This is a genomic window from Piscinibacter defluvii (assembly GCF_004011805.1).
GTDB classification, from domain to species: Bacteria; Pseudomonadota; Gammaproteobacteria; order Burkholderiales; family Burkholderiaceae_C; genus Piscinibacter; species Piscinibacter defluvii.
In genome coordinates this window covers 504,154-529,868 of record NZ_ML137196.1, presented here as the reverse complement: position 1 = coordinate 529,868, position 25,715 = coordinate 504,154, and the positions used below count along the sequence as shown (strand labels likewise).

Sequence of the window (25,715 nt, the reverse complement as noted above, 5' to 3'; positions counted from 1 at the left end):
AATGGCCACGCTCGAGCTGCTGGTCGAGATCGACAGCGACGTCCACCCCGAGCTGTACGCGCTGCTCGCGTCGGTCGGGCGCGCCTCGCTGCGCCCGGAGCGGCTGCGCCAGCTCGCCGCCGGCGGGTTGATCTGGGAGCACCTGCGCGCCCAGCCGCGCCTGGACGCCGCGGCCAGCCCCGCCCTGGCCGAGGCCGCACGCACCGCCGACCGCAGCGCGATCGCGCGCGCGGCGGTGCGCTCGGTGGAGGTGCCGGCGGTCGAATCGGTCGCCATTCCCGTGCCGGCCGCGCCGCCCGAGCCGCCGCCGGTGCTGCAGGACGTGGTCGAGATCGCCGCGCGTCCCGCCCCGCGTGCGCGCAGCCGTGCCGCCGCGCCGGCTGCCGCCCCGGCGGAGGCCGAAGCCGCGCCGCCTGCCGCGGCGGCGCCGCCCGAGCCGCTGCCCGAGTTCGCCGGCGGCAAGAAGCCGGGCCCGCGCTCGCGCCTGCTGCTGATGAAGGAACGCGGGCTCTTCAAGAACGGCTGAGCGCGGGCGCCGGGGTGCCTGCCGCCGCTCAGCGCAGCTTGAGGGCGTCCTGCAGCGCCTTGAAGCCGAAGGTGCCCTTCATGTGCGCGACGTCGGCGCCGTCCACGTCGCCGGTGCGCTTCTGCTCCTTGACGATCGTGTCGATCTCCTCGCGCACGCTGTGCAGCGCGCCCTCGAGCTGCTTGAGCTTGGCCAGCACCGGCCGGGCCTGCTCGCTCATCAGGTAGGCCGGGCCGTCGAGCTTGCTCTTCTTCGCGCCGGCCACCAGCGCGTCGACCAGGCTGTCGATGTCGTGGCGCAGCTTCTTGGCCTTGAGCTCCTGGGCCTGCAGGCCCTCCTCGCTGCGACCGGAGTGCCACACCGCCTTCTCGCCGCGCGCCAGCGGCGTGCCGTGCGAATCCTTGTCGCCCGGGTCGCGTGCCGTCCACGACGGGCCGGGCATGCCGACCACCGACGCGCTCTTGTAGCCCTTCCTGACCAGCGCGTCGTGCACCTTCTTGGCGAACACGTCGTCCTGCCGGTCGGCCTCCGGTCCGCCGGAGGCGGTGAAGCAGCCGCTCAGCGTGATGGTGCCCCGGTAGTCCTTGCCGATGCGCTTGGCCTTGTCCTTGTCCGCCGTCAGCATCGCGACGATGTCGTCCGCCGTCTTGCCGCCGAGCTTGGTGCCGATCACCCGGCCCGGCAGCACTTTGGGCGTGCCGTGCGCGCACAGCACCAGGTCGCCGGTCAGGTCGCCCAGGTCCATGTCGGCCTCGGTCTTGACCTTGGTGCCGAACTTGTCGGCCTGCGCCTTGGCCGCGCCGTCGATGGTCTTGTCGCCCACCGCCAGGTTGACCACCTCGGTGTGCTTCTTGGCCAGCGCCTCCTTCACGTCCACGTAGCCCTTGACGATGACTTCGTAGGCGTCGAACTTCGGGTTCGACTTGTCGAACACCGCGAACACCAGGTCCTTCTTCCAGATGCCGACCTGGATGTACGGGTCCTTGGCGCGCGGGGTGCTGGTCTCGGTGGCGAGCAGCTTGCGCGCATCCGAGTCCTTGATGGCGAGCCCCGCGGAAGTGGGCAGCCCGGCCTTCTTGAAGTCCGCCTCGATCTCCGGGAAGACCTTGTTCAGCAGCTGATCGAACTTGATCGAGGCCGGCTTGACGTTCTTGCCGTCGCCGAAGAGCACCGTGTCGAGCTTCATGCCATCTCCCGGGGCCGCATAAATGAGGGGAGCGCAGCTTAGGGCCGGGGTGGCAGCGCGTCAACGCCGCCGCGCAAGAGTCGTTCAGCCGCGCTGCACCGCGCCGATCGCCTCGTCGAGATGGTGCACCGTGCGCTCCACGTTCTTCAGCTTGTCGAGCCCGAACAGGCCGATGCGGAAGCTGCGGAAATCAGCCGGCTCGTCGCAGGCCAGCGGCACGCCGGCGGCGATCTGCAGGCCCTGGGCGAGCATCTTCTTGCCGTTGTGCAGGTCGAGGTCGTCGGTGTAGCTGACCACCACGCCGGGCGCCTGGAAGCCTGGCGCCGCGACGCTGCGGAAGCCGCGCCGCACGAGCATCGCGCGCACCTGCTCGCCGAGCTGCTGCTGCGCGCTGCGCGCCTGGTCGAAGCCCCAGGCCGCGGTCTCGTTCATCACGTCGCGCAGCGTGACGAGCGAATCGGTCGGCATGGTCGCGTGGTAGGCATGTGCGCCGGACTCGTAGGTCTCGGCGATCTGCAGCCACTTCTTCAGGTCCATCGAGAAGCTGCTGCTGGTGGTGCCGTCGATGCGCTCGCGCGCCCGCGGCGAGAGCATCACCAGGCCGGCGCAGGGCGGGCCGCTCCAGCCCTTCTGCGGCGCGCTGACCAGCACGTCGACCTGGCAGGCGGCCATGTCGACCCAGATCGCGCCGGAGGCGATGCAGTCGAGCACGAACAGGCCGCCGACCTCGTGCGCCGCATCGCCGATGGCGCGCAGCCAGTCGTCGGGCAGGATCATCCCGGAGCTGGTTTCCACGTGCGGCGCGAACACCAGCGCCGGCTTCTCGCGCCGGATCGTCTCGACGATCTCGGCCAGCGGCGCGGGCGCGAACGCGGCCTGCCGGCCGGATTCGACCGCGCGGGCCTTCAGCGCCGTGTGCGAGGCGGGGATGCGGCCCATCTCGAAGATCTGCGTCCAGCGGTAGCTGAACCAGCCGTTGCGCACCACCAGGCAATGCCGGTCGGTGGCGAACTGGCGTGCCACCGCCTCCATGCCGTAGGTGCCGCTGCCGGGCACGACCACCGCGCTGTTCGCGTGGTAGACGGTCTTCAGCGTGCCGAGCACGTCGCGCAGCGCCTGCTGGAAGCGGCGCGACATGTGGTTCAGTGCGCGGTCGGTGTAGACGACGGAGTATTCGAGCAGGCCGTCGGGGTCGACGTCGGGCAGCAGTCCGGGCATGGCAGGGCTCCAGCGGTGGGCCACCATTCTGGCGCAGGCGCGCGGGCGCACCGCGCCGGGGGATTCTCGGGTCCGCCTCGAAGGACAGGCGCATGCCGACGCATCAGGAAAGCCTGTGCCCCGACGGCGAGGCGCCTGCCCTCGTGCCACTGGGCGTGGCCGGCAGCGCGCGTGTGCTCACGCCGGCCCGGAAGCGCTTCAACCGGCTCGTGGCGGAGATCGAGCGCGCCCGCCGCCCTGCCACCGGTGAGGGGCCGCTATACTTGCCGCAGCGCTGATTTGTCCCGGCTTGCGAGCGCTCTACAAATGCCGCTAAAGAGAGGACGCCGACCCGGCGCCCGCCCTCTGGCGGTGCCGGGTCGAGTCTTTTTCGGGGCCGCATGGGATCGCTGGGCATCGTCGAACCGCAATCGGCGCACTTCGCCGAGCCGCTGCCGCTGGCCAGCGGCGCGGCGCTTTCGGACTACACGCTGGTCTACGAGACCTACGGCAGGCTGAACGCCGCCAAGAGCAACGCGGTGCTGGTGTGCCATGCGCTGAATGCCTCGCACCACGTGGCCGGGCGGTATGCCGACCTGCCGAAGAGCGAGGGCTGGTGGGACAACCTGGTCGGCCCGGGCAAGCCGCTGGACACCGAGCGCTTCTTCGTGATCGGCGTGAACAACCCGGGCTCGTGCTTCGGCTCGACCGGCCCGATGCACCCCAACCCCGCCAGCGGCCGCGCCTGGGGCGCCGACTTCCCGGTGGTGACGGTGGAGGACTGGGTCGACGCGCAGGCGCGCCTGATGGACCGGCTGGGCATCGGCCAGCTCGCCGCGGTGATGGGCGGCAGCCTGGGCGGCATGCAGGCGCTGTCGTGGGCGCTGCGCCACCCGCAGCGGCTGCGCCAGTGCATCGCGATCGCGACGGCGCCCAACCTGTCGGCGCAGAACATCGCCTTCAACGAGGTGGCGCGGCGCGCCATCGTGACCGACCCCGACTTCCACGGCGGCCACTTCTACGAACATGGCGTGGTGCCCAAGCGCGGGCTGCGCGTGGCGCGCATGATCGGCCACATCACCTACCTGTCCGACGACGCGATGGCCGAGAAGTTCGGCCGCAGCCTGAAGAACGGCGCGCTCGGCTACAGCACGCAGGAGATCGAGTTCGAGATCGAGAGCTACCTGCGCTACCAGGGCGACAAGTTCAGCGACTACTTCGACGCCAACACCTACCTGCTGATCACCCGCGCGCTGGACTACTTCGACCCGGCGCGTGCCTTCGGCGGCGACCTGGCGCGTGCGTTCGCGGCAGCGCTGTGCCGCTTCCTGGTGGTGAGCTTCACCACCGACTGGCGCTTCTCGCCGGAGCGCTCGCGCGAGATCGTCAAGGCGCTGGTGGACAACCGGCTGCACGTCAGCTACGCGGAGATCGACGCGCCGCACGGGCACGACGCCTTCCTGCTCGAGGACCCGCGCTACCACGGCGTGCTGCGGGCCTGCTTCGACAACCTGGCGAAGGAACTGTCGTGAGCGAACGCAAGGACATGGAGCTGATCGCCGAGCTGGTGCCGCAGGGCGCGCGCGTGCTCGACCTCGGTTGCGGCAGCGGCGCGCTGCTCGAGCACCTGCAGCGCCAGCGCGGCTGCAGCGGCTACGGCATCGACGTGGACGACGCCAACGTGCTGGCCTGCGCGCAGCGCGGCGTCGACGTGATCCAGCTGAACCTCGAGGAAGGCCTGGCGATGTTCGGCGACCGCAGCTTCGACGTCGTGCTGCAGCTCGACACGCTGCAGCACCTGCGCAACACCGAGAAGATGCTGCGCGAGACGGCGCGCGTGGGCCGCATCGGCATCGTCAGCTTCCCGAACTTCGCGCACTGGCCGAACCGGCTGCGCGTGGCCACCGGGCGCATGCCGGTGACCAAGGTGCTGCCCTACGAGTGGTACGACACGCCCAACATCCGCGTCGGCACCTATGCCGACTTCGAGGTGCTGGCGCGCAAGGAGGGGCTGCGCATCCTCGATTCGTTCGGCATCCAGGACGGCGCGGTCGAGCGGCGCTGGCCGAACCTGCTGGCCAGCGTCGCGGTGTTCAAGTTCGAGCGCGCCTGAGCAGGGTTTCCGGGATCGCCGTATCCTGCGCGTCCGCATGACGCGCAGGAGAAGAACATGAAGCGATCGTCGATCCTCGCCGCGCTGCTGCTCGCTGCCGCCGCCGCCCAGGCCGGTGCCCCGCAGCAGAAGGGCCAGGCGCCCGGCTGGTACCGCATGATGCTCGGCGACATCGAGGTCACCGCGCTGTCCGACGGCACGGTCGGCCTGCACGTGGAGAAGCTGCTGACCGGCACCACGCCGAAGAAGGTCGAGTCCGCGCTGGCGCGCTGGCGCTTGGCCACGCCGGTGGAGACCTCGGTCAACGGCTACCTCGTCAACACCGGCAGCAAGCTGGTGCTGGTGGACGCCGGCGCCGGCGGCCTGTTCGGCCCGACGCTGGGCAAGCTGGTGGCCCACCTCAAGGCCGCGGGTTACCAGCCCGAGCAGGTGGACGAGGTCTACATCACCCACATGCACCCCGACCATGTCGGCGGCCTGGTGGCCGACGGCAAGATCGTGTTCCCGAACGCCACCGTGCGCGCCGACCAGCGCGATGCCGACTTCTGGCTCAGCCAGGCCAACCTCGACGCCGCGCCGAAGGACGCCAAGGGCTTCTTCCAGGGCGCGATGGCCTCGCTCAAGCCCTACATCGACGCCGGCCGGTTCAAGGCGATCGAGAGCGACGGCGAGCTGGTGCCCGGCGTCAGCAGCGTGGCCACCCACGGCCACACCAAGGGTCACCGCAACTACGTGGTGGAGAGCCGGGGCCAGAAGCTGGTGCTGTGGGGCGACCTGATGCACGTGGCGGCGGTGCAGTTCGCCACGCCCGCGGTGACGATCCAGTTCGACACCGACAGCAAGGCCGCGCTGGCGCAGCGCCGCAAGGCCTTTGCCGCGGCGGCCCGGGGCGGCTACTGGGTGGGTGCCTCGCACCTCTCCTTCCCCGGCCTCGGCCACCTGGCCACGCAGGGCGCCGGGTACCAGTTCCAGCCGGCCAACTACACGGCGCTGAACCCCTGAGACGCACCGAGCGCCTCGGCCAGGTGGCGCAGCAGCATCGCGCCGTCGCCCTGCCAGGCGCTGCCGTGCATGCAGGCCAGCGTGCCGGGCCGCAGCGCGGCCAGGCGGGCCAGCAGGGCGCCGGTCTGCGGGGCGTGCGCGAAGTAGTCGGTCGGCTGCCGGAAGGCCTCGCTGGGCCCGAGGATGTCGCCGCGCGTCAGCGGCACGCCGCCGTCGCTGCCCTGCGTGAACAGGTCGCCGCAGAACAGCGTGCCGGTGGTCTCGTCGAACGGCAGCCCGCTGTCCCAGCCGTGCGGCAGGTGCGGCGTGTCGAGCCAGCGCAGCCGATGCCGGCCCAGCGTCAGCACCTCGTCGTCGGCCAGCGCGCGCGGCGGTCGGTCGGCCAGGTCGGTGACCGAGACCATCGCCGCGATCCGGCTGCACAGCGGCGCGGCCTGCGGCGCGGCGGCCAGCCAGTCGTTCAGCGCGCCGCATTCGTCCGCCTCCACGTGCGAGAAGGCGACGTGGCGCAGCGCCTGCACCGGCATCAGGGCGGCCACCGCCTCGCGCACCAGCGGGAACAGCGCGCGCGGGCCGGTGTGGAACAGCAGCGGCTCGTCGTCCACCACCAGGTACTGGTTGAAGTTGAAGCTGAAGTCCGGCAGCGTGACCGGCGTGTGGATGCGGTAGATGCCGTCGGCGATCTCGTCGACGCGGGTGCCGCTGGCGGGGTTGGTGATCATCGGAAAGCTCCTCGTGAAGGGTGTCGGGAGCAGGATGTGTCGCGACCCCCGGGTGGCGTTACAGCGGCTATGCTGAAACCCGTGGAAGACGCCGATGTCGCACTGCCGGCCGACGCCGCCGCCGAGGTGGCGGCGGCGCAGCGCATCGCGGCCGCCGCGCCCGGGCGTGACGCCGCGGCCGAGGCGGCGCTGTGCCGCGCCTTCGCCCCGCGCGTGCGCCGCTACGGCCTGCGCCACCTGCGCGACGGCCATGCCGCCGGCGACCTGATGCAGATCGTGCTGCTGCGCGTGCTCGAGCAGCTGCGCGCCGGCAAGGTGCGCGAGCCGCAGCGCATCGTGTCCTTCGTGTTCGGCACCTGCCGCATGGTGCTGCACGAGTGGCAGCGCGGCGAGCTGCAGCACGAGCGGGCGCTGGAACTGGCCGCCGAGTTGCTGCCGCCGGCCGACATCGCCCCCGCGCCGCGCCTGGACGAGCGCCGCGTGGCCGACTGCCTGGGCCGCCTGGCCGAGCGCGAGCGCAGCGTGATCGTGCTCAGCTTCTTCGAGGAGCGCACGGCCGAGGAGGTGGGCGTGCTGCTGGGCACCACGGCCGGCAACGTGCGCGTGATCCGGCACCGCGGCCTGGCGCGGCTGCGCGGCTGCGTCGAGGGAGCTCGCCCGTGAGCGCCTGCCGCACGCCGCTGCCGCCCGAGACGCTGCTGGCCTACTGGCTCGGCGAGCTCGACGAGGCCGCCATGGCCGCGGCCGACGAGCACCTGCTCGGCTGCGTGCCCTGCGGTGATGCGCTCGACGCGCTGATCGCCCTCGGCGACGGTGTGCGCCGGGCTTTCACCGCCGGGCGGATCGGCGCCGTGGTCGGCCCGGGCTTCGCACGGCGACTGGCCGAACGCGGGCTGCGCCTGCGCGAGTACCGCGTCGCGCCGCAGGGCCACGTGAACTGCCAGGTCGGGGCGGACGACGAGTTCGTGCTCAGCCGGCTGAGTGCGCCGCTGGCCGGCCTCGACCGGCTGGACATGGTGATGCACCCCGGCGACGGTGGGCCGCCCCAGCGCGCCGAGGACATCCCCTTCGATGCCGCCGCCGGCGAGGTGGTGGTCGTGATGCCGCTGCAGCGCCTGCGTGCGTTGCCCAGCGGCACCGAGCGCGTCGAGCTGCTGGCGGTGGAGCCGGCGGGCGAACGGCGGATCGGCGAGTACACCTTCATCCATCGCTCGGCCGCGGGCTGAGCCCGGGGCCGAGGCGCGTCAGGCAGCGCTGGTGGCGTTCGTCAACGCGGCGCGCGAACCACTCGGTGGTCAGCCGGCGCGTGAACTTCGGGCTCTTCAGGTCGATGCGCGGCAGCACGGCGCGCGGCAACGCACGTCGGTCCAGCTTCTCGGCGTAGTCGAAGACCCGCTCGTACAGGGTCGTCTGCTCGAAACCGGGACCGTCGCCGCGCTCGAGGTCGCGCCGGATCGCCGCCTCGCCCAGGCCGAGCCGCCCGGCCAGGCTCAGCGCGGCGCGTTCGGTCTCGCCGGCCGTGCTCCCGGCGCGCGGCAGCAGGTCGCCGTCGGGCGCCACCGGCAGCCCCGAGGCCACCGCCAGCGCATTCTGGAAGCCGGCATTGCGGCTCGCCCAGCGGCCGGCGTTGAAGTCGGCGAAGCGGTACAGCGGCCGGTCGTACGGCGCCTCGTAGCCGAGCAGGTGGGCCGCGCCGAAGTAGAGCCCGCCGCGGCGCGTGAACACCTCGTGGCGCACCGAGTCCTTCAACGGGTAGGGGTAGGGGCGCTCCTTCGCCTGCGCCTCGGCGAAGGCGATGCTCACCTGCATCGGCCCGCCGGTGCGCACCGGGTTGCGGCTGGCCAGGAAGGTGCGCCCTAGCGGCACCATGCCGATGAAGTCCTCGAAGGCCTCGCTGAGCTGGCGCTCGGTCTTGGCCTGCTCGATGCGCTCGGCATAGCTGCGCCCGTCGGGCGAGCTGAGCGCGAGCGCGCCGCGCAGCGCGAGCTGCGGCACGCCGGCCTCGTCGGCACGGCGTTCGATCTCCTGGCGCGCGATGCGGCCGAGGCCCGGCACCGTGGGGTCGGCGCGGTAACCCGACTCCTGCTCCGTGACCGCGAGCACCGCGCACAGGTTCTCGGGCGTCGAGGGAATCGCCTGCGCGGCCAGCGCGGCGTGCACGTCGGCCGCCCAGCTGGCACGGTCGTCGAGCGTGGCGGGCAGCACGCGCAGCACCGCCTCGCGCGCCTCGGTCGGCCCGAGCCCCTGCGGCTCGGCGACGCGCCCGGGCAGTGCGCAGCCGGCCAGCAGCGCGGCGGCAAGCAGGGCGGCCGGGCCGGCGCGCGGCAGGTCGATGGACATGGTCCACCGACGATACACGGGCTCAGCCCGGCAGCGCCCACCCGCCGCCCAGCGCGCGGTACACCGCCACCAGCCCCGCCAGGCTGCCCTGCTGGGCCTGCACCAGCGCGTCGCGTGCGGCCAGCAGGCTGCGTTCGGCGTCGAGCACGGTCAGGAAATCGGCCGCGCCGGCCTCGTAGCGCACACGTGCCAGGCGCGCCGCCTCGGCCGACTCGCGCGCCGCGTTCTCCAGCCGCGCGGCCTGCTGCACGCTGCGTGTGTACTGGCTTAAAGCGCCCTCGGTCTCCTCGAGCGCCAGCTGCACGGTCTGCTCCCACTGCACCAGCGCCTGCTGCGCCCGCGCCTCGCTGGCGCCGATGCGGTTGCGCACGCGGCCGAAGTCCAGCGCCGTCCAGCTCAGGCTCGCGCCCAGGTTGCCGGTGCGGCTGTCGGCGTCGAACAGGTCGGCCACGCGGGTGCTCGTGAAGCCGAGCAGGCCCACCAGGCTGATGCGCGGGTAGAGGTCGGCCTTGGCCACGCCGATGGCGGCGGTGGCTGCGGCGAGCTGGCGCTCGGCCACGCGGATGTCGGGCCGGCGCTCGAGCAGTTGCTGCGGCGTGCCGGCCGCCAGCCCGGCCGCCGGCACCACCGGCAGGCTGGGCAGCGGCTTGGTCTCGGCCAGCGCGGTGAGCGCCGCGCGCGGGCTGCGCCCGCTCAGGGTGGCGAGCCGGAACGCCGTGCGCTCGAGCGCCGCCTGCAGAGCCGGAATCGTCGCCTCGGTGCTCTCGACCAGCGCGTTGGCGCGGGCCACGTCCAGCGGCGTGCCGCGGCCGAGCTCGGCCCGTGCCTTGACGATGCGCTGCGACTCGCGCTGGTTGACGAGCGATTCCTGCGCCACCACCAGGCGCTGCTGCAGCGCGCGGTAGGCGAGGTACTGCGTCGCCACCTCGGCGCCGACCAGGCGCTGCGCGGCCAGCACGCCGGCCTCGCCCGCCTGCACCTGCGCCGCGGCCGACTCGCTGGCGCGGCGCGCGCGACCGAAGAAGTCGAGCTCCCAGTTGAAGGCTGCCGAGGCGGAGACGTAGTCGTCCGTCACGAGCTCGGTGCCGACGAGCTGGCGTGCGCGGCCCGCGCCGGCGCCGAGGTTCAGCGTCGGCAGCTTGTCCGCATCCGCCGCGCCGAGGTTGGCACGCGACTCCTGCAGCCGCGCCTGGGCGCTGCGCACGTCCGCGTTGGCGCGCATCGCGTCGGCGACCAGCGCATCGAGCAGCGGGTCGGCGAAGCCGCGCCAGAACGCGGCCGGCGGCTCGCCGGCGGCCGCGGGCATCACGAAGTTCGACTCGACGGTGGCGGCCGGCGCCTGGTAGTCCGGGCCGCTGGCGCAGCCGGCCAGCAGCGCCGCGGCGGCGAGGGCAGCGAGTTCACGCATGGTCGCCTCCCCGGGCCAGCGCCTCGGCGCGCAGGTGCGCGGCGCGCTCGCGCCGCCGCTCGGTCATCCGGCGCAGCACGACGTAGAACACCGGCGTCAGGAACAGGCCGAAGAAGGTGACGCCGAGCATGCCGGAGAACACCGCGATGCCCATCGCGCGCCGCATCTCCGCGCCCGCGCCGGTCGAGAACACCAGCGGGATCACGCCCGCGATGAACGCGATCGAGGTCATCAGGATCGGGCGCAGCCGCATGCGCGTGGCGTGCACGATGGCGTGCAGCATCTTCTCGCCCTTCTCCTCCAGGTCCTTGGCGAACTCGACGATCAGGATCGCGTTCTTGCACGCCAGGCCCACCAGCACCACCAGCGCCACCTTGGTGAAGATGTTGTTGTCGCCCGGCGCGCCGAGCAGGCCGCTGAGCCACACGCCGGTCATCGCCGAGAGGATGCACATCGGCACGATCAGGATGATGGCCAGCGGCAGCGTCCAGCTCTCGTAGGTGGCCGCCAGCACCAGGAACACCAGCAACACGCACAGCGGGAAGATGACGACCATCGTGTTGCCGGCGATCTTCTCCTGGTAGACCAGCTCGGTCCACTCGTAGCCCATGCCGCGCGGCAGCGTCTCGGCGAGGATCTTCTCCATCTCGGCCTGCGCCTGGCCGGAGCTGACGCCGGGCTTGGGCGCGCCGTTGATGTCGGCCGAGAAGAAGCCGTTGTAGCGTGTCACCGAGCCCGGACCGAAGGCCGGCTCGACCGTCATCAGCGCGGCCAGCGGCACCATCTGGCCGCGGTTGTTGCGCACCTTCAGGTTGCCGATGTCCTCGGCACGGCCGCGGTAGGCGGCGTCGGCCTGCACGATCACCTGGAAGGTGCGGCCGAAGCGGTTGAAGTCGTTGACGTAGAGCGACCCGAGGTAGGTCTGCATCGTGTCGTAGACGTCCGACAGGCTCACGCCCATCTGCTTGGCCTTGGTGCGGTCGACGTTCGCGTACAGCTGCGGCACGTTGATCTGGTAGTTGCTGAAGAACTGCGTGATGCCGCCGTTCGGGTTGCCGTAGACGCGCCCCATCAGCTGGTTCACCACGCCCTGCATCGCCTCTTCGCCGAGGCCCGCGCGGTCCTGGATCTGCAGCTTGAAACCGCTCGCGTTGCCCAGCCCGTTGACCGGTGGCGGCGAGAGCACGAACAGGAAGGCGTCCTGGATCGCGCCGATGCGCATGTTGATCTGGCCGACGATCGCGTCGGCGCTGAGGTCGGGCGTCTTGCGCTTCTCGAACTCGTCGAGGCCGAAGAACACGATGCCGGCGTTCGGCGCGGCGGTGAAGCCGTTGATCGACAGGCCCGGGAAGGCCACCGAGTCGCGCACGCCCGGCACGCCCTTGGCGATCGCCGACAGGCGCTGGATCACCTCGGTCGTGCGCGCCAGGCTGGCGCCCTCGGGCAGCTGCGCGATGCCGATCAGGTACTGCTTGTCCTGCTGCGGCACGAAGCCCGGCGGCACGCGCAGGAACAGCAGCGCCGCGACGCCCAGCAGCACCGCGTACACCAGCAGCGCGATCGACTTGCGGCGCGCCACGATCGTGGTGACGCTGCCCGAGTAGTTCTCCGCACTGCGCTTGAACACGCGGTTGAACCAGCGGAAGAAGCCGCCGAACACGGCGTCCATGCCGCGGGTCAGCCAGTCCTTGGGCGCATCGTGCGGGCGCAGCAGGATGGCCGCCATCGCCGGCGAGAGCGTCAGCGAGTTGAACGCCGAGATGACGGTCGAGATCGCGATCGTCACCGCGAACTGGCGGTAGAACTGGCCCTCGAGCCCGGCCACGAAGGCCAGCGGCACGAACACCGCGCACAGCACCAGGCCGATCGCGACGATCGGGCCCGACACCTCCTGCATCGCATGCACCGCCGCGTCGCGCGGACTCAGGCCGGCCTCGATGTTGCGCTCGACGTTCTCGACCACCACGATCGCGTCGTCGACCACGATGCCGATCGACAGCACCAGGCCGAACAAGGTCAGCGTGTTGATCGAGAAGCCGAGTGCCAGCAGCACCGCGAAGGTGCCGACCACCGACACCGGCACCGCCAGCAGCGGGATGATCGAGGCGCGCCAGGTCTGCAGGAACACCACGACCACCAGCACGACCAGCAGGATGGCCTCGAACAGCGTCGTGACCACCTTCTCGATCGAGGTGCGCACGAAACGCGTCGGGTCGTAGACGATCTGGTAGTCGACGCCGGGCGGGAAGTCCTTCTTCAGCTCCTCCATCGTTGCGCGCACGGCATTCGAGAGCGCCAGCGCATTCGAGTTGGGGCCCTGGAAGATGCCGATCGCCGCGGCCTCCTTGCCGTTGAGCAGCGAGCCGAGCGCGTAGGTGTTGGGGCCGAGCTCGACGCGGCCGATGTCCTTGACGCGCACCAGCGAGCCGTCGGCCGTGTCGGCGCTGACGATCACGTCGGCGAACTCCTGCTCGGTGCTCAGGCGGCCCTGGGTGTTGACGGCGAGCTGGAAGTCGGTGCGGCCGGGCGAGGGCGGTGCGCCCACCACGCCGGCGGCCACCTGCGCGTTCTGCTCGCGCAGCGCCTTCACCACGTCGGCCGAGGTCAGGTTGCGCGCGGCGAGCTTGTTCGGGTCGAGCCAGATGCGCATCGCGTAGTCGCCCGAGCCGAACGCGATCACCGTGCCGATGCCGGGGATGCGCAGCAGCTGGTCGCGCACGTTCAGCACCGCGTAGTTGCGCAGGTAGAGCGCGTCGTAGCGCTCGTCCGGCGACACCATGTGCACCACCATGATGAAGTTCGGCGAGCTCTTCTCGGTGGTCACGCCGATCTGGCGCACCACCTCGGGCAGGCGCGGCAGCGCGCGGTTGACGCGGTTCTGCACCTCGGTGGCCGCGACCTCGGGGTTGGTGCCGATCTTGAAGCTGACCGTCAGCGTCATGGCCCCGTCGGCCGAGGCCTGGCTGTTCATGTACAGCAGGTTCTCGACGCCGTTGATCTGCTCTTCGAGCGGCGTGGCCACGGTCTCGGCGATCACGCGCGGGTTGGCGCCCGGGAACTGGGCGCGCACCACCACCTGCGGCGGCGTCACCTCGGGGTACTCGGAGACCGGCAGGCGCTGCAGCGCGATCAGGCCGATCAGGAAGATCATGATCGACAGCACCGCGGCGAAGCGCGGCCGGTCGATGAAGAAGCGCGAGATGTTCATGGCGCGCGCCTCAGCTCTTGTTCGGCGCGGAGGCGGGGGCGGCCCCCGGCGGCGCGCCGGGCGGCGGCTCGACCGGCATGCCGTGCTCGTCCACCGCGAGCACCTGCGGCGCCAGCGGCGCGCCCGGCCGCACGCGCTGCAGGCCGTTGACCACCACCAGCTCGCCCGGCTTCAGGCCGCCGGTGATCACGCGCATGCCCTCCAGCAGCGCGCCGAGCTTCACTTCGCGGAACTGGGCGACCTTGTCGTCGCCGACGACGAAGACGAAGCGCTTGCTCTGGTCGGTGCCGATCGCGCGGTCGGGGATCAGCACCACGTTGCCGCTGCCGCCGTTGGCCAGCCGCACGCGTGCGAACAGGCCGGGCACGAAGCGGCGGTCCTTGTTGTCGAGCACCGCGCGCATGCGGATCGCTCCGGTGGCCGGGTTGAGCCGGTTGTCGACGAAGTCCACGCTGCCGGCATGCGGGTAGCCGGTCTCGTCGGACAGGCCCAGCTCGACCTTCGGCGCGCCCTTGCCGGCGGCCGCGCGGGCGCGCAGGTAGGCCTGCTCGGACACGTCGAACCAGGCGTGCACCTTGTCCTGCGCGACCAGCGTGGTCAGCACCGGGTCGCCGACGCCGACCAGGTTGCCGGCCGTGACGTTGGCGCGCGAGGCCTTGCCCGCGATCGGGGCGCGGATCCGCGCGTACTCGACGTTCAGCCGCGCGCTGGCGACCGCCGCCTCGGCGGCTCGTGCCGCAGCCTGGGCATTGCGCAGGCTCGCGTCGGCCTGGTCGGCCTCCTGCTGCGACACGGCCTTCTGCTCGAGCAGCTTCGCGGTGCGCGCCTGCTCGGTCTGCGCCAGGCCGGCGGCGCTGCGCGCCGCGGCGAACTGCGCCTCGGCACGCGCCAGCTCGGTGGTGAACGGGCGCGGGTCGATCGTGAACAGCAGGTCGCCCTTCTTCACCTCCTGGCCGTCGCGGAAGTGCACGCGCTCGATCGTGCCGGCCACGCGCGCCCGCACCTCGACGGTCTCGACCGCCTCGATGCGGCCGCTGAACTCCTCGAACAGCTGCACGTTCTTCTGCACCGCGGGCGCGGCCGAGACCGGTGGGGCCATCGGCGGGCCGCCCTGGGCCTGGCTCGGCCCGCAGCCCGGCAGCAGCCACGCACCGCCCGCGGCGAGCACGAGGGCGAGCTGGAAACGGATGGAAGAGCGCGGCGAGACGGCGACTGGTGGCATGGCCGGTCCTTGCATGACGGCGCCGTGTCGCCTCGTGGGCTGACCGGCAGGGGGAGTGGCGTGGCGGCGGCGCACCGCATCGGGCCGGTGGGTCCGGGGGCAAGCCGCGGGGAGCGGCGATCCTAGCGAAAGTCAAGCAAGTCTGCAGCGCGTCACACGGCGCGCGTACGGCTCCTGCGGGAATGCCCGCCCGGCCCCGGGGCGCTCAGAAGCGGGCCACCGGGTTCAGCGGCTCGAAGTCGCCGTCGCGCCGGCCCTTCCACGCCTCGATGGCGCGGGCCATCTCGTCGGTGTCGAAGATCGCGCTCTGCAGCAGCGTCATCTGCTGTAACGCCGCGGCGGTGCCGTGGTCGCGCGCATGGTTGAGCGCGAGCTTGCTGCCGGCCACTGCAAGCGGGGACTTGACGGCAATCGCCTGCGCCAGCCCGAGTGCATGCTCCAGCAGCGCGGCCGCGTCGGGCAGCACCGCGTTGACCAGCCCGACCGCCAGCGCGCGCTGCGCCGGCATCCGTTCGCCGGTGTAGGCCATCTGGCGTGCCACGCCCTGCGGCACCAGCTTGGGCAGGCGCTGCAGCACGCCGAGGTCGGCGGCCATGCCGATCTGGATCTCCTGCACGGTGAAGAACGCATCCTCGCTGCAGACGCGGATGTCGCAGGCGGTGGCGAGGTCGAACGCACCGCCGATGCAGCCGCCCTGCACGGCACAGATCACCGGGAAGCGCGCCTCGTCCAGCGCGTTGAAGCAGTCCATCAGCTTGCGCAGCGAGTCCTGGAAGCTGAGCCGGGCACGCGGCGTGGTCGTGTCCAGCATCTGCAGCAGCGCGCCGACGGCCTGGCGCTGGGAGTCGCCGTGCGGATCGCGCCGCTCGGCGCCGGGCGCGGCCTCGCCCTGGGGCCCTTCGGCGAATACCTCCAGCGCCATGCCGGCGCTGAAGTGCTTGCCGGTCGAGGAGATCAGCAGCACCCGCGTGCGGCCCTCGTCGTGCAGGGCACGCACCGCGTCGCGCAAGGCGGGGAAGAAGGCCGGCGCGAGTGTGTTCATGCGCTCGGGCCGGTTGAGCTGCAGGTGCGCGATGCCGTCGCTGCGCTGCAGGTCGAAGAACTCGTTCATGGACTGCTCCGGCGAATTGCCGAGGCTAGCGGGACGACGGGGCTTGTCAATCCCGGACGCTCACTGCAGGAAGCGCCCCTCGCGGGTGACCATCGCCAGGTCGACGAACTCGGAGCCGGTGTGCTCGCCGTTGCGGTAGCGGGCGCGCACGCCGCCGAGATCCAGCGTGGCACCGTCCAGCGCCTTGACGAAGCCGGCCCGGCTCGGCTGCGCACCGGCCAGGCGCAGTGCCAGCACCAGCGCCTTGGTGGTCAGGTAACCTTCCAGGCTGCCGTAGGAGTACTCGCGGCCGGGGTGGGCGCGCCCGAAGGCCTCCTGGTACTCGCGCGCGATCGCCGTCTTGCGGGCCCAGGGGCTCGGCACCACCTGCGCGAACACCATCCCGAGGGCGAGCGGCCCGAGCGCGGCGGCCAGCTGCGTCGAGCCGGAGTTGACGGCCAGGAAGGTGGCGCGCGAGGCGGCCGCGCGGGCCTTGCGGATCAGCCGTTCGTAGACGCCGGCCGAGCCGTGGTTCAGCACCATGTCGACCTTCTGCCCGCCGAGTTCGGCGACCAGGTCGTCGAGCTGCAGGTCGCTGATGTCGGACTTGAACGGCAGTGCCGCGCCGAGCTCGACGCCGTTCTCCTGCGCGGCCAGCCGCACGTTGGCCAGGTGCAGCCGGCCGACCTCGGAATCGGCATGGAAGAAGCCGACGCGGCGCAGCCCGACGCTCGCGCCGTAGCGGATCAGGGCGCGGAATTCCTCGCGGTGTTCGGCCCGCACCGGGAAGACCATCGACATGTGCGGCCGGCGCAGGGTGGGCGAACCGGCCATCGGGCCGAACAGCGGCACCCGGGTGGCCTCGGCGACCTTGGCCACCGCGGTCGACGGGCCGCCCTCGAGCGAGCCGAACAGCAGGAACGCTCCCCCCTCGACGAGCTGGCGTGCGTTGGCCTCGGCCTTGGCGCTCTGGTTCTCGTCGTCCAGCGTCTTCAGCACCAGCCGCCGCCCGAACAGGCCGCCGCCCCGGTTGACCTCGTCCAGCAGCGTCTTGATGCCCGCCAGCACCTCGACCCCATACGCGTTCTTGCCGCCCTGCAGCGTGATGTTCTGCCCGATCAGCAGCTCGGTGGCGCTGACGCCCGGGTCGGCCGCGCGGGACGAGCCCGCGGCCAGCAGCGCCAACCCGGCGGCCAGGGCGGACCGGCGGTCCAGACTCGCGTGTCGCATCGATACTCCCTGCGGTACGTGTGACCGCACGGTAGCCGCGGGTGTCCAGGTGGTCAATGCGCGACCCGCCGCGCCCGCGCCCACTACACTCTTCGCCACCTTGCCTGTTGGAGGCGAACCACATGAACGCACGCGACCCGCTGCTGCCGCTGCAGCCCGACGATGCCGAGGCCATCGGTCGTTTTGCCGAGGCGCGCTGGGACGAGCAGATCGTGCCGGCGCTGACCGACTACATCGCCATCCCCGCCAAGAGCCCGATGTTCGATGCCGACTGGCAGCGAAACGGCCATATCGAGCGTGTGGTGCGCGACGCGGCGGCCTGGGTCGAGCGCCAGCGCGTGCCGGGCCTCGCGCTCGAGGTGCTGCGCCTGCCCGGGCGCACGCCGGTGATCTTCTTCGACGTGCCGGCCACGCGCGCCGGCAGCGGCGACACGGTGTGCTTCTACGGCCACCTCGACAAGCAGCCCGAGTTCAACGGCTGGCGCAAGGACCTGGGGCCCTGGACGCCAAAGCTGGAAGGCGACCTGCTGTACGGCCGCGGCGGGGCCGACGACGGCTACGCCGTCTACGCGGCGATCACCGCGATCCAGGCACTCGACCGCCAGGGCATCGCGCGGCCGCGCTGCGTGGGCCTGATCGAGAGCTGCGAGGAAAGCGGCTCGTTCGACCTGCCGGCCTACCTGGAACTGCTGACGCCGCGCCTCGGCCAGGTGGCGCTGGTGGTGTGCCTGGACAGCGGCGCGGGCAACTACGACCAGCTCTGGCTCACCACCAGCCTGCGCGGCAACGTGACCGGCACGCTGAAGGTCGAGATCCTGACCGAGGGCGTGCACTCGGGCGACGCGAGCGGGCTGGTGCCCTCGAGCTTCCGCATCCTGCGCCAGGTGCTCGACCGGCTGGAGGATTCGTCCACCGGCCGCCTGCTGCCCGAGTCCTTCCACTGCGCCATCCCGGTCGAGCGCGTGGAGCAGGCGCGCGCCGCGGCGGCCATCCTGGGCGACGAGGTCTGGAAGAGGTTCCCCTGGGCCTGCGGCGCCGACGGCGGGCCGGCCCTGCCGACCACCACCGACCCGGTCGAGGCGCTGCTGAACCGCACCTGGCGGCCGACGCTCTCGGTCACCGGCGTGGACGGCTTCCCGGACATCCGCAATGCCGGCAACGTGCTGCGGCCCTACACCGCGTTCAAGCTCTCGCTGCGCCTGCCGCCGCTGGTGGACGGCCACCAGGCCGCGCAGGCGCTCAAGACGCTGCTGGAGGACAACGCGCCGTACAACGCGAAGGTCACGTTTGCGCCCGACGGCCGCTTCGACGCCCAGGGGGCCACCGGCTGGAACGCGCCGGCACTCGCGCCCTGGCTCGAGCAGGCGGTGCAGGCGGCCTCGCAGGCCCATTACGGCGCGGCCTGCGGCTACATCGGCCAGGGCGGCACGATCCCGCTGATGAACCTGCTGCAGCAGGGCTTCCCGCGGGCCCAGATGATGGTCTGCGGCGTGCTCGGACCCAGGAGTAATGCGCACGGCCCGAATGAATTCCTGCACGTGCCCTACGGCAAGAAGCTCACCGCCGCGGTCGCGCAGGTGATCGCCGCCTGTCCGTGAGATCTGCGGCGCATTCGGTGCGTTGATCCGCCCCACGGCCGCCGGCCCAGCCGGTCTAATCGGCGCAGCCATGTCTGCGCAACTGCCCCCTGACGAACAGATCCCGGTCTCGATCGACGCGCGTCGACTGTGGCTGATCGGCGCCGGCGTGGCCGCACTGCTGCTGGTGCCGATCGGCATCGCCGCGAGCCTGTCCTGGGTCGACATGCCCTGGAGCGAGGCGCGTTCGCGCGCCGCGCCCGAGTGGGTGGCGCTGCCGCAGCTGCGTGCCACCACCAGCGACGGCACGGTCGTGCGCGCGCGTGTCGCCCTCGACGTGCCGGGCACGCTGGTCAAGGCGCAGATCCAGCGCAACACGCAGCAGGTCGGGCTGCTGCTCGAGCTCTCGGTGGCCGCACGCACACGCGCCGAGCTCGGTGCCCCCGAGGGCATCCGCGCGCTCTCGCAGGACATGCGCGAGCGGCTCAACGCCTACCTCGGCGTCGGCGAGGGCGAGACCGGCGTCAGCGCGGTCGCGATCCAGGACCTGCTGATCAAGCCCCAGTAGGTTCGGACCGGGCGCCCGCCCGTTCGAGCAGCGTGCGCCCCACGACCTCGGCCACCTCGATGCCGTCCACCGCCGCGGACATGATGCCGCCGGCGTAGCCCGCGCCCTCGCCGGCCGGGTACAGGCCCTTCACGTTCAGGCTCTGGAAGTCGCGTCCGCGCGTGATGCGCAGCGGCGAGGAGGTGCGCGTCTCGACGCCGGTGAGCACCGCGTCGGGCATCGCGAAGCCGCGGATCTGGCGCTCGAAGGCGGGCAGCGCCTCGCGGATCGCATCGATCGCGTAGGCCGGCAGCGCGCTGGCCAGGTCGGTCGGCTTGACGCCCGGCTTGTACGAGGGCTGCACGGTGTCGAAGCCGCTCGACGGCCGGCCGCGCAGGAAGTCCGCCAGGCGCTGGCCCGGTGCGACATAACCGCCGCCGCCGAGCTCGTAGGCGCGCGACTCGAGGGCGCGCTGGAACGCAATGCCGTCCAGCGGCGAGACCGGGCCGTCGCCGGGAGCCTGGCGGTAGTCCGCCGGCGCGATGCCGACCACGATGCCGGCGTTCGCGTTGCGCTCGTTGCGCGAGTACTGGCTCATGCCGTTGGTGACCACGCGGCCCGGCTCGGAGGTGGCCGCCACCACCGTGCCACCCGGGCACATGCAGAAGCTGTAGACCGAGCGGCCGTTGCCGGCGTGGTGCACCAGCTTGTAGTCGGCCGCGCCGAGCAGCGGGTGGCCGGCATGCGGGCCGAAGCGGGCGCGGTCGATCACCGATTGCGGGTGCTCGATGCGAAAGCCCACCGAGAAGGGCTTGGGCTCCATGAACACGCCGCGTGCGTGCAGCATCGCGAAGGTGTCGCGTGCGCTGTGGCCGAGCGCGAGGATCACCTGTTCGGCCGCGATCGTGCTGCCGTCGGCCAGCGCCACGCCCTGCACGCGGCCGGCCTCGATCAGCAGCTCGGTCACGTGGGCACGGAAGCGGATCTCGCCGCCCAGCGCCTCGATGCCGGCGCGCATCTTCTCGATCATCGAGACGAGCCGGAAGGTGCCGATGTGCGGCTTGCTGACGTAGAGGATTTCCTCCGGCGCACCGGCGGCGACGAACTCGGTCAGCACCTTGCGCGTGAGGTGGCGCGGGTCGCTGATCTGGCTCCACAGCTTGCCGTCGGAGAAGGTGCCCGCGCCGCCCTCGCCGAACTGCACGTTCGACTCGGGGTTCAGCTCGTGGCGCCGCCACAGGCCCCAGGTGTCGCGCGTGCGCTCGCGCACCGCCTTGCCGCGCTCGAGCACGATCGGCCGCAGGCCCATCTGCGCCAGGATCAGCGCGGCGAACAGCCCGCAGGGCCCGAAGCCGACCACCACCGGCCGCGGCAGGCCGCGCGCGGCGAAGTCGGCCGGCGCATGGCCGGCGAAGCGGTAGCGGGTGTCCGGTGCCGGGCGGATCTTCGGGTCGCCGGCATGGCGGGCCAGCACGGCCGCCTCGTCGGCCAGGGTCAGGTCGAGCGTGTAGACCAGCTCGATCGCGCTCTTGCGCCGCGCGTCGTAGCCGCGCCGGAACACCTGCACCTGCAGCAGCGCCGCGTCGGGAATGCCCAGCCGCGCCAGGATCGCGGCGCGCAGGGCTTCCTCGGCATGGTCCAGCGGCAGGCGCAGTTCGGTGATTCGCAACATGGCAGGCCGCGATTGTCGGGCCTGCCGCGGGATCACCCGCCGACGTAGTCGGTGGAGCGGACCTGGCGCGCCGCGCCGCGCGCCTCGCTGCGCACGTCCTCGCGGGCGCGGTTCACGAAGGCCGGCAGCCTGGTGCTCTGGACCTTGGCCCAGGGCAGGCCGTAGCTGTCGCCCGAGGACACCAGTTCGCCGGCGGCGCGGGCGCGCAGCAGTTCGGCCTGCACCTCGGCACGCGTGAGCGTGCTGCGTTCCACAGGCACGTTGACGAGGTCGCCTGCGGCAGCAGTGCCGGCCACCAGGGCGAGGGCGGCGGCAACGATCGTGAGCTTGGTGTTCATGACGGGTTCCTTTCGTGTCGGTTGGGTGTGAAAGGAATGTAGGCATTGCCAGGCGTTCAATAAACGGCGTGTGCTTCAATTCGGCATTGCCAAACCGAGAACAATTCGGAAACCGTTCATGGACCGACTGCACTCGATGCGCGTGTTTGCCCGGGTGATCGACAGCGGCAGCTTCGCCGGGGCCGCCCGCGAGCTGGGCCTGTCGCCGGCGGTCGTGACGCGCCTCGTGGCCGACCTCGAGGAGCACCTCGGCGCGCGCCTGATCAACCGCACCACGCGCCGCCTGGCGCTGACCGACATCGGCGAGTCCTACCTCGAGCGGGTGCGGGCCATCCTGGCCGAGGTGGAGGAGGCCGAGGCACTGGCCAGCAACGCGGCCTCCGAGCCGCGCGGCCACCTGCGCGTGCTGTCCACGCCGGCCTTCGCGGTGCACCAGCTGGCCAAGCACCTGGCGCGCTTCCACGCGCTCTATCCGAAGGTGACGATCGAGCTCTCGGCGCCCGGCCCGGTGGAGACGGTCGACGAGGCCTACGACGTGAGCCTGCTGAGCATCACCGGCCGGCCGCTGGACGGCGACTTCGTCGCGCGCCGGCTGGCCTGCGCCGAGGTGATCGTGTGCGCGTCACCGGCCTACCTCGACCGCAAGGGCCGGCCCAAGCACCCGCGCGAGCTGGCCGGCTTCGACACCATGATGCCGAGCTCGATGCGCGAGGTGAGCTTCAGCGCCGGTCCGGGCGGCGAGGCCTGCACGCTGGTGCCCTCGCGCCCGGTGCTGGCGACCACGCACGTGGACACGATGTACGCCGCGGCGCGGCATGGGCTGGGCATCGCCGGGCTGCCTTCCTTCGTGGTCGAGGAGGCCTTGCGCAGCGGCGTGCTGGAGCGTGTGCTGCCGCACTGGAAGCTGTTCAGCGCCACGCTCTATGCCGCGATGCCCACGCGCAAGCACGTGCCGGCACGCACGCGCGTGTTCGTCGACTTCCTGGTGCAGACCTTCGGCGGCGAGGACCGCGACCCCTGGCTGGTGGCCGCGGGCTGCGAGACCGGCGCGCCGCCGTCTCAGTAGAAGGCGTCCACCCGCGAGGTGCCCATCAGCGGCTCGAGCAGGTGCGCCAGCGGTCCGAAGCCGTGGTAGCGCGTCGCCACCTTGTGCGCGTAGGCGAAGAAGCGCGGCAGGTCGGCGCTGTACGCGGGCTTGGCGTCGCGGTGCTTCAGGCGGCAGAAGATGCCCAGCACCTTCAGGTGGCGCTGCAGGCCCATCCACTCGAGCGCGCGCCAGAACTCGCCGAAGTCCGGCGCCACCGGGAGCCCGGCCTTGCGCGCGGCTTCCCAGTAGCGCACGCTCCAGTCGATCTCGCGCTCCTCGTCCCAGGAGATGAAGGCGTCGCGCACCAGCGAGGCCATGTCGTAGGTGATCGGGCCGCGCACCGCGTCCTGGAAGTCGAGGATGCCCGGGTTGGGCTCGGCCACCATCAGGTTGCGCGGCATGTAGTCGCGGTGCACCGCGACCGTCGGCTGGGCGAGTGCGCTGCGGATCAGCAGCGCGCAGGCGGCGTCCCACTGGCTGCGCTGCGTGTCGCTCCAGCGCACACCGAATTCGCGCGCCACGCACCACTCCGGAAACAGCGCCAGCTCGCGCGCGAGCAGCGCCTCGTCGTAGGGCGGCAGGCCGCTCGCGTCGGCGCGCGACTGCCAGCGCACCAGCGCCGCGATCGCGTCGCGCATCAGGCGGTCGGCGCCGGCGGCGTCGCCGCGTGCGACGCAGTCCTGCAGCGCCTGCAGGTACAGCTGCGTGCCCAGGTCGCCGAGCAGCAGGAAGCCGCGCTCCAGATCCTGCTCGAGTACACGCGGCGCGTTCAGGCCGGCCTCGTGCAGCAGGGCGGCCACCGCGACGAAGGGCCGCACGTCCTCCTGCGGCGGCGGCGCGTCCATCACGATGCAGCTTGCGCCGCCGGCCGCGTCGATGCGGAAGTAGCGCCGGAAGCTCGCGTCGCTCGAGGCGCTGCGCAGGCTGGCGACGTCCAGCCCGTGGCGCGGCGCGATGCCGTCGAGCCAGGCGTGGAAGGCGGCGGCGCGGGCCGGGTCGGCCCACGCGATGCGGGTGTCGGAGGAGCTGCTCACGTCGGGGGAAGGGGCGGTTCGGCCGGAAGGCCTCGTGGATAATCGATTCTACAAAGCACCATCCCTGCCCCTGCCGCGGCGGTCCGCTGCAGACCTCGCCCTTGCATCGCTCCCGCCGCCCCCGCCCGCCCTGCCGCTGGCCCCTCGCGCCGCTCGCGCTGGCCGCGGCCGCGGCGTCGGCGCAGGGCGTCGAGGGGCCCGGCCTGACGCTGCGCCGTGCCGAATCGCTCGCCCCGCTGCCGCGCGGCGACGCCGGGCGGCAGCTGCCGATCGTGCTGCGCGCGCGCGAGCTGCGCGGCCGGCCCGACCTCGAGACCGTGGCCGAAGGGGAGGTCGAGTTCCGCCGCGGCGGCACGGTGCTGCGCGCCGACCGCCTGAGCTACGACTTCCCGGAGGACCTGGCGCTGGCGCGCGGCCACGTGCGCGTCAGCCGCGACGGCAACGTTTACAGCGGCCCGGAGCTGCAGCTGCACGTGCAGCGCTTCGAGGGCTGGTTCCTCGAGCCGACCTACTTCTTCGGCCGCACCGGCGCCGGCGGCACGGCACGGCGCATCGACTTCATCGACGAACAGCGCGCCGTGGCCAGCGGCGCCACCTACTCGAGCTGCTCGCCCGACGAGGAGGGCGGCCAGGCCTGGGTGCTGTCGACCGAGCGCGTGAAGATGGACTTCGAGGCCAACGAGGGCATCGCCGAGAACGCGGTGCTGCGCTTCCAGGGCGTGCCCATCCTCGGCGCGCCGGTGCTCAGCTTCCCGCTCACCGACGAGCGCAAGTCGGGCTGGCTGCCGCCCTCGGTGAACCTGGACAGCAAGAGCGGCCTGCAGGTCTCGGTGCCGTACTACTGGAACATCGCGCCCAACCGCGACGCGACGATCACGCCGCTGGTCTCGGCCAAGCGCGGCCTCGGCAGCGAGCTCGAGTTCCGCTTCCTCGAGCCGCGCTACGCCGGCACGATCGCCACCCACCTGCTGCCGCACGACCGGCTGACCGGCCATTCGCGCCGCGCGCTCAACCTCGAGGCCGACAGCCGGCCGATGGACGACCTCAGCGTGCAGCTGCGCACGCTGCGGGTCTCCGACGACGCCTACTGGAAGGACTTCCCGCGCGCCGTGCCCAGCATCACGCCGCGCCTGCTCGCCTCCGACCTGCAGGCCAGCCGGGTGTTCGGCGAGGCGACGGTGTATGCCCGCGTCGAGCGCTGGCAGGTGCTGCAGGACGAGGCGGCGCGCATCGAGGCACCGTACCAGCGTTCGCCGCAGCTCGGCGTGCGCTGGCTGCGCGGCAACGGCGAGGGGCTGGCGTTCGGCCTGGAGGCCGAGGCGAACCACTTCGTCGAGACGAGCAACGGCCGCGCCGACCCGAGCGCCGCGCCGCGGCCCACCGGGACGCGCACGCACGCACTGGGCAGCCTGGCCTGGTCGCACGCGACCCCGGGCTGGACGCTGACGCCCAAGCTCTCGTTCAACGCGGCCAGCTATTCGCTCGACGCGCCGCTGGCCGACGGGCGGCGGCGCGTCTCGCGCGTGATCCCCACGCTCAGCCTGGACAGCGCCTGGGTGCTGGAGCGCGATGCGCACTGGTTCGGCCGCGACGTGCGCCAGACGCTCGAGCCGCGCCTGCTGTACAGCCGCACGCCCTACCGCGCGCAGGCCGGCCTGCCGGTGTTCGACACGGCCGGCAAGGACCTGAACTTCGACTCGATCTACACCGAGAACCAGTTCTCCGGCGTGGACCGCGTCTCCGACGCGCACCAGGTCACCGCCGGGGTGACCACCCGGCTGCTCGACCCGGCCACCGGCGCCGAGACGCTGCGCCTGGGCATTGCGCAGCGCTACCTGCTGCGCGACCAGCGCATCACGGCGCAGGCCGACGGCACGCCCGACGGGCCGGAGCTGACGCAGCGCTTCTCCGACGTGCTGCTGCTGGGCTCCACCCACCTGGTGCCGCGCTGGACGCTGGATGCCTCGCTGCAATACAACTCCGACACCGCGCGCATGGTGCGCTCGATCGTCGGCGCGCGGTACTCGCCCGGGCCGTACCGCACCGTCGGGGCGACCTACCGCTTCGCGCGCGACCTGAGCGAGCAGGTGGAACTGGGCTGGCAATGGCCGATCTACGGTGCCACGCCGGCCGAACGGGCAGCCGCGCCGGGCGCCACGTCGAACGGCACGAACTGCCGCGGCAGCTGGTTCAGCGTGGGTCGCATCAACTACAGC

At 72.2% G+C, this 25,715-nt stretch carries 23 protein-coding genes; 11 read left to right on the top strand and 12 right to left on the bottom strand.

All coding sequences use genetic code 11. The features are described 5' to 3' along the window. Position 1: 1 nt before the first annotated feature. Complete coding sequence (locus D9C15_RS02400) at positions 2 to 526, top strand: hypothetical protein (protein WP_127995815.1); 525 nt, start codon at positions 2 to 4, stop codon at positions 524 to 526. A 28-nt stretch (positions 527 to 554) separates the two neighbouring features. On the opposite strand, the gene D9C15_RS02395 is transcribed toward D9C15_RS02400, so the two are convergent. Both D9C15_RS02395 and D9C15_RS02390 read right to left on the bottom strand, forming a co-directional pair. Next, complete coding sequence (locus D9C15_RS02395; protein WP_127995814.1) at positions 555 to 1,712, bottom strand: hypothetical protein; 1,158 nt, start codon at positions 1,710 to 1,712, stop codon at positions 555 to 557. Between the two features lie 84 nt (positions 1,713 to 1,796). After that, positions 1,797 to 2,930: an aminotransferase class V-fold PLP-dependent enzyme gene (locus D9C15_RS02390; protein WP_127995813.1), complete on the bottom strand. Its 1,134-nt coding sequence runs from the start codon at positions 2,928 to 2,930 to the stop codon at positions 1,797 to 1,799. A 92-nt stretch (positions 2,931 to 3,022) separates the two neighbouring features. Between D9C15_RS02390 and D9C15_RS02385 the strand changes: the two genes are divergently transcribed. The 4 genes from D9C15_RS02385 to D9C15_RS02370 all read left to right on the top strand — a co-directional run bounded on the left by D9C15_RS02385 (position 3,023) and on the right by D9C15_RS02370 (position 6,024). Next, complete coding sequence (locus D9C15_RS02385; RefSeq protein ID WP_127995812.1) at positions 3,023 to 3,208, top strand: hypothetical protein; 186 nt, start codon at positions 3,023 to 3,025, stop codon at positions 3,206 to 3,208. Positions 3,209 to 3,310: 102 nt separating this feature from the next. After that, complete coding sequence (gene metX, locus D9C15_RS02380) at positions 3,311 to 4,441, top strand: homoserine O-succinyltransferase MetX (RefSeq protein WP_127995811.1); 1,131 nt, start codon at positions 3,311 to 3,313, stop codon at positions 4,439 to 4,441. A 14-nt stretch (positions 4,442 to 4,455) separates the two neighbouring features. Beyond that, on the top strand, positions 4,456 to 5,022 hold the full coding sequence (gene metW, locus D9C15_RS02375; protein ID WP_375138745.1) for a methionine biosynthesis protein MetW: 567 nt from the start codon (positions 4,456 to 4,458) through the stop codon (positions 5,020 to 5,022). 57 nt (positions 5,023 to 5,079) lie between these two features. After that, entirely contained in the window at positions 5,080 to 6,024 is a 945-nt protein-coding gene (locus D9C15_RS02370) for an MBL fold metallo-hydrolase (protein WP_127995809.1), read from the top strand. On the opposite strand, the gene D9C15_RS02365 is transcribed toward D9C15_RS02370, so the two are convergent. Further along, positions 6,003 to 6,746 carry an oxygen-binding di-iron domain-containing protein gene (locus tag D9C15_RS02365; protein WP_127995808.1) on the bottom strand — a complete coding sequence of 248 codons (744 nt, stop codon included), beginning with the start codon at positions 6,744 to 6,746 and terminating at the stop codon, positions 6,003 to 6,005. The two genes, D9C15_RS02370 and D9C15_RS02365, sit on opposite strands and share 22 nt — an antisense overlap. Before the next feature lie 81 nt (positions 6,747 to 6,827). Between D9C15_RS02365 and D9C15_RS02360 the strand changes: the two genes are divergently transcribed. Together D9C15_RS02360 and D9C15_RS02355 are read left to right on the top strand one after the other, a co-directional pair. Continuing rightward, positions 6,828 to 7,409: an RNA polymerase sigma factor gene (locus D9C15_RS02360; protein ID WP_205854701.1), complete on the top strand. Its 582-nt coding sequence runs from the start codon at positions 6,828 to 6,830 to the stop codon at positions 7,407 to 7,409. Then, complete coding sequence (locus tag D9C15_RS02355; RefSeq protein ID WP_127995806.1) at positions 7,406 to 7,972, top strand: hypothetical protein; 567 nt, start codon at positions 7,406 to 7,408, stop codon at positions 7,970 to 7,972. Before D9C15_RS02360 ends, D9C15_RS02355 begins: the two co-directional genes overlap by 4 nt. On the opposite strand, the gene D9C15_RS02350 is transcribed toward D9C15_RS02355, so the two are convergent. The 6 genes from D9C15_RS02350 to D9C15_RS02325 form a co-directional block, all read right to left on the bottom strand. Beyond that, positions 7,947 to 9,086 carry a DUF1615 domain-containing protein gene (locus D9C15_RS02350; RefSeq protein WP_127995805.1) on the bottom strand — a complete coding sequence of 380 codons (1,140 nt, stop codon included), beginning with the start codon at positions 9,084 to 9,086 and terminating at the stop codon, positions 7,947 to 7,949. The genes D9C15_RS02355 and D9C15_RS02350 overlap by 26 nt on opposite strands. Positions 9,087 to 9,108: 22 nt before the next feature. After that, on the bottom strand, positions 9,109 to 10,494 hold the full coding sequence (locus D9C15_RS02345) for an efflux transporter outer membrane subunit (RefSeq protein ID WP_127995804.1): 1,386 nt from the start codon (positions 10,492 to 10,494) through the stop codon (positions 9,109 to 9,111). Next, positions 10,487 to 13,702, bottom strand: a complete 3,216-nt coding sequence (locus tag D9C15_RS02340; protein ID WP_127995803.1) for an efflux RND transporter permease subunit — start codon at positions 13,700 to 13,702, stop codon at positions 10,487 to 10,489. Before D9C15_RS02340 ends, D9C15_RS02345 begins: the two co-directional genes overlap by 8 nt. A 10-nt stretch (positions 13,703 to 13,712) precedes the next feature. After that, positions 13,713 to 14,924: an efflux RND transporter periplasmic adaptor subunit gene (locus D9C15_RS02335; protein ID WP_127995802.1), complete on the bottom strand. Its 1,212-nt coding sequence runs from the start codon at positions 14,922 to 14,924 to the stop codon at positions 13,713 to 13,715. Between the two features lie 205 nt (positions 14,925 to 15,129). Beyond that, entirely contained in the window at positions 15,130 to 16,035 is a 906-nt protein-coding gene (locus D9C15_RS02330; protein ID WP_127995801.1) for an enoyl-CoA hydratase-related protein, read from the bottom strand. Positions 16,036 to 16,095: 60 nt separating this feature from the next. Next, complete coding sequence (locus tag D9C15_RS02325; protein ID WP_127995800.1) at positions 16,096 to 17,244, bottom strand: ABC transporter substrate-binding protein; 1,149 nt, start codon at positions 17,242 to 17,244, stop codon at positions 16,096 to 16,098. A gap of 122 nt (positions 17,245 to 17,366) precedes the next feature. Between D9C15_RS02325 and D9C15_RS02320 the strand changes: the two genes are divergently transcribed. Both D9C15_RS02320 and D9C15_RS02315 read left to right on the top strand, forming a co-directional pair. Then, complete coding sequence (locus tag D9C15_RS02320) at positions 17,367 to 18,842, top strand: M20 family metallopeptidase (protein WP_127995799.1); 1,476 nt, start codon at positions 17,367 to 17,369, stop codon at positions 18,840 to 18,842. A 70-nt stretch (positions 18,843 to 18,912) separates the two neighbouring features. Continuing rightward, complete coding sequence (locus D9C15_RS02315; protein ID WP_127995798.1) at positions 18,913 to 19,389, top strand: flagellar basal body-associated FliL family protein; 477 nt, start codon at positions 18,913 to 18,915, stop codon at positions 19,387 to 19,389. On the opposite strand, the gene D9C15_RS02310 is transcribed toward D9C15_RS02315, so the two are convergent. Next, positions 19,376 to 21,040 (bottom strand): NAD(P)/FAD-dependent oxidoreductase, encoded by a 1,665-nt coding sequence (locus tag D9C15_RS02310; protein WP_127995797.1) that lies wholly within the window; start codon positions 21,038 to 21,040, stop codon positions 19,376 to 19,378. The genes D9C15_RS02315 and D9C15_RS02310 overlap by 14 nt on opposite strands. Positions 21,041 to 21,072: 32 nt before the next feature. Continuing rightward, the gene (locus D9C15_RS02305; protein ID WP_127995796.1) at positions 21,073 to 21,378 is read right to left on the bottom strand and encodes a DUF4148 domain-containing protein; all 306 of its coding nucleotides are present in this window, start codon (positions 21,376 to 21,378) and stop codon (positions 21,073 to 21,075) included. 118 nt (positions 21,379 to 21,496) lie between these two features. Here D9C15_RS02305 and D9C15_RS02300 point away from each other — a divergent pair, with 118 nt between their 5' ends. Beyond that, the gene (locus tag D9C15_RS02300; RefSeq protein WP_127995795.1) at positions 21,497 to 22,444 is read left to right on the top strand and encodes a LysR family transcriptional regulator; all 948 of its coding nucleotides are present in this window, start codon (positions 21,497 to 21,499) and stop codon (positions 22,442 to 22,444) included. Here D9C15_RS02300 and D9C15_RS02295 read toward each other — a convergent pair. After that, positions 22,438 to 23,499, bottom strand: coding sequence for an aminoglycoside phosphotransferase family protein (locus D9C15_RS02295; RefSeq protein WP_240668258.1), 1,062 nt, complete (start codon positions 23,497 to 23,499; stop codon positions 22,438 to 22,440). The two genes, D9C15_RS02300 and D9C15_RS02295, sit on opposite strands and share 7 nt — an antisense overlap. Positions 23,500 to 23,600: 101 nt before the next feature. Between D9C15_RS02295 and D9C15_RS33675 the strand changes: the two genes are divergently transcribed. Then, a partial coding sequence (locus D9C15_RS33675) for an LPS-assembly protein LptD (RefSeq protein WP_205854700.1) occupies positions 23,601 to 25,715 on the top strand: 2,115 nt, incomplete at its 3' end.

Coding starts and splice junctions, on each gene's coding strand:
- metW (WP_375138745.1), top strand. CDS start 4,456: ATGGAGCTGATCGCCGAGCTGGTGCCGCAGGGCGCGCGCGTGCTCGAC.
- D9C15_RS02400 (WP_127995815.1), top strand. CDS start 2: ATGGCCACGCTCGAGCTGCTGGTCGAGATCGACAGCGACGTCCACCCC.
- D9C15_RS02320 (WP_127995799.1), top strand. CDS start 17,367: ATGAACGCACGCGACCCGCTGCTGCCGCTGCAGCCCGACGATGCCGAG.
- D9C15_RS02325 (WP_127995800.1), bottom strand. CDS start 17,244: ATGCGACACGCGAGTCTGGACCGCCGGTCCGCCCTGGCCGCCGGGTTG.
- D9C15_RS02300 (WP_127995795.1), top strand. CDS start 21,497: ATGGACCGACTGCACTCGATGCGCGTGTTTGCCCGGGTGATCGACAGC.
- D9C15_RS02395 (WP_127995814.1), bottom strand. CDS start 1,712: ATGAAGCTCGACACGGTGCTCTTCGGCGACGGCAAGAACGTCAAGCCG.
- D9C15_RS02370 (WP_127995809.1), top strand. CDS start 5,080: ATGAAGCGATCGTCGATCCTCGCCGCGCTGCTGCTCGCTGCCGCCGCC.
- D9C15_RS02340 (WP_127995803.1), bottom strand. CDS start 13,702: ATGAACATCTCGCGCTTCTTCATCGACCGGCCGCGCTTCGCCGCGGTG.
- D9C15_RS02315 (WP_127995798.1), top strand. CDS start 18,913: ATGTCTGCGCAACTGCCCCCTGACGAACAGATCCCGGTCTCGATCGAC.
- D9C15_RS02330 (WP_127995801.1), bottom strand. CDS start 16,035: ATGAACGAGTTCTTCGACCTGCAGCGCAGCGACGGCATCGCGCACCTG.
- D9C15_RS02305 (WP_127995796.1), bottom strand. CDS start 21,378: ATGAACACCAAGCTCACGATCGTTGCCGCCGCCCTCGCCCTGGTGGCC.
- D9C15_RS02350 (WP_127995805.1), bottom strand. CDS start 9,086: ATGTCCATCGACCTGCCGCGCGCCGGCCCGGCCGCCCTGCTTGCCGCC.
- D9C15_RS02335 (WP_127995802.1), bottom strand. CDS start 14,924: ATGCCACCAGTCGCCGTCTCGCCGCGCTCTTCCATCCGTTTCCAGCTC.
- D9C15_RS02310 (WP_127995797.1), bottom strand. CDS start 21,040: ATGTTGCGAATCACCGAACTGCGCCTGCCGCTGGACCATGCCGAGGAA.
- metX (WP_127995811.1), top strand. CDS start 3,311: ATGGGATCGCTGGGCATCGTCGAACCGCAATCGGCGCACTTCGCCGAG.
- D9C15_RS02390 (WP_127995813.1), bottom strand. CDS start 2,930: ATGCCCGGACTGCTGCCCGACGTCGACCCCGACGGCCTGCTCGAATAC.
- D9C15_RS02365 (WP_127995808.1), bottom strand. CDS start 6,746: ATGATCACCAACCCCGCCAGCGGCACCCGCGTCGACGAGATCGCCGAC.
- D9C15_RS02345 (WP_127995804.1), bottom strand. CDS start 10,494: ATGCGTGAACTCGCTGCCCTCGCCGCCGCGGCGCTGCTGGCCGGCTGC.
- D9C15_RS02385 (WP_127995812.1), top strand. CDS start 3,023: ATGCCGACGCATCAGGAAAGCCTGTGCCCCGACGGCGAGGCGCCTGCC.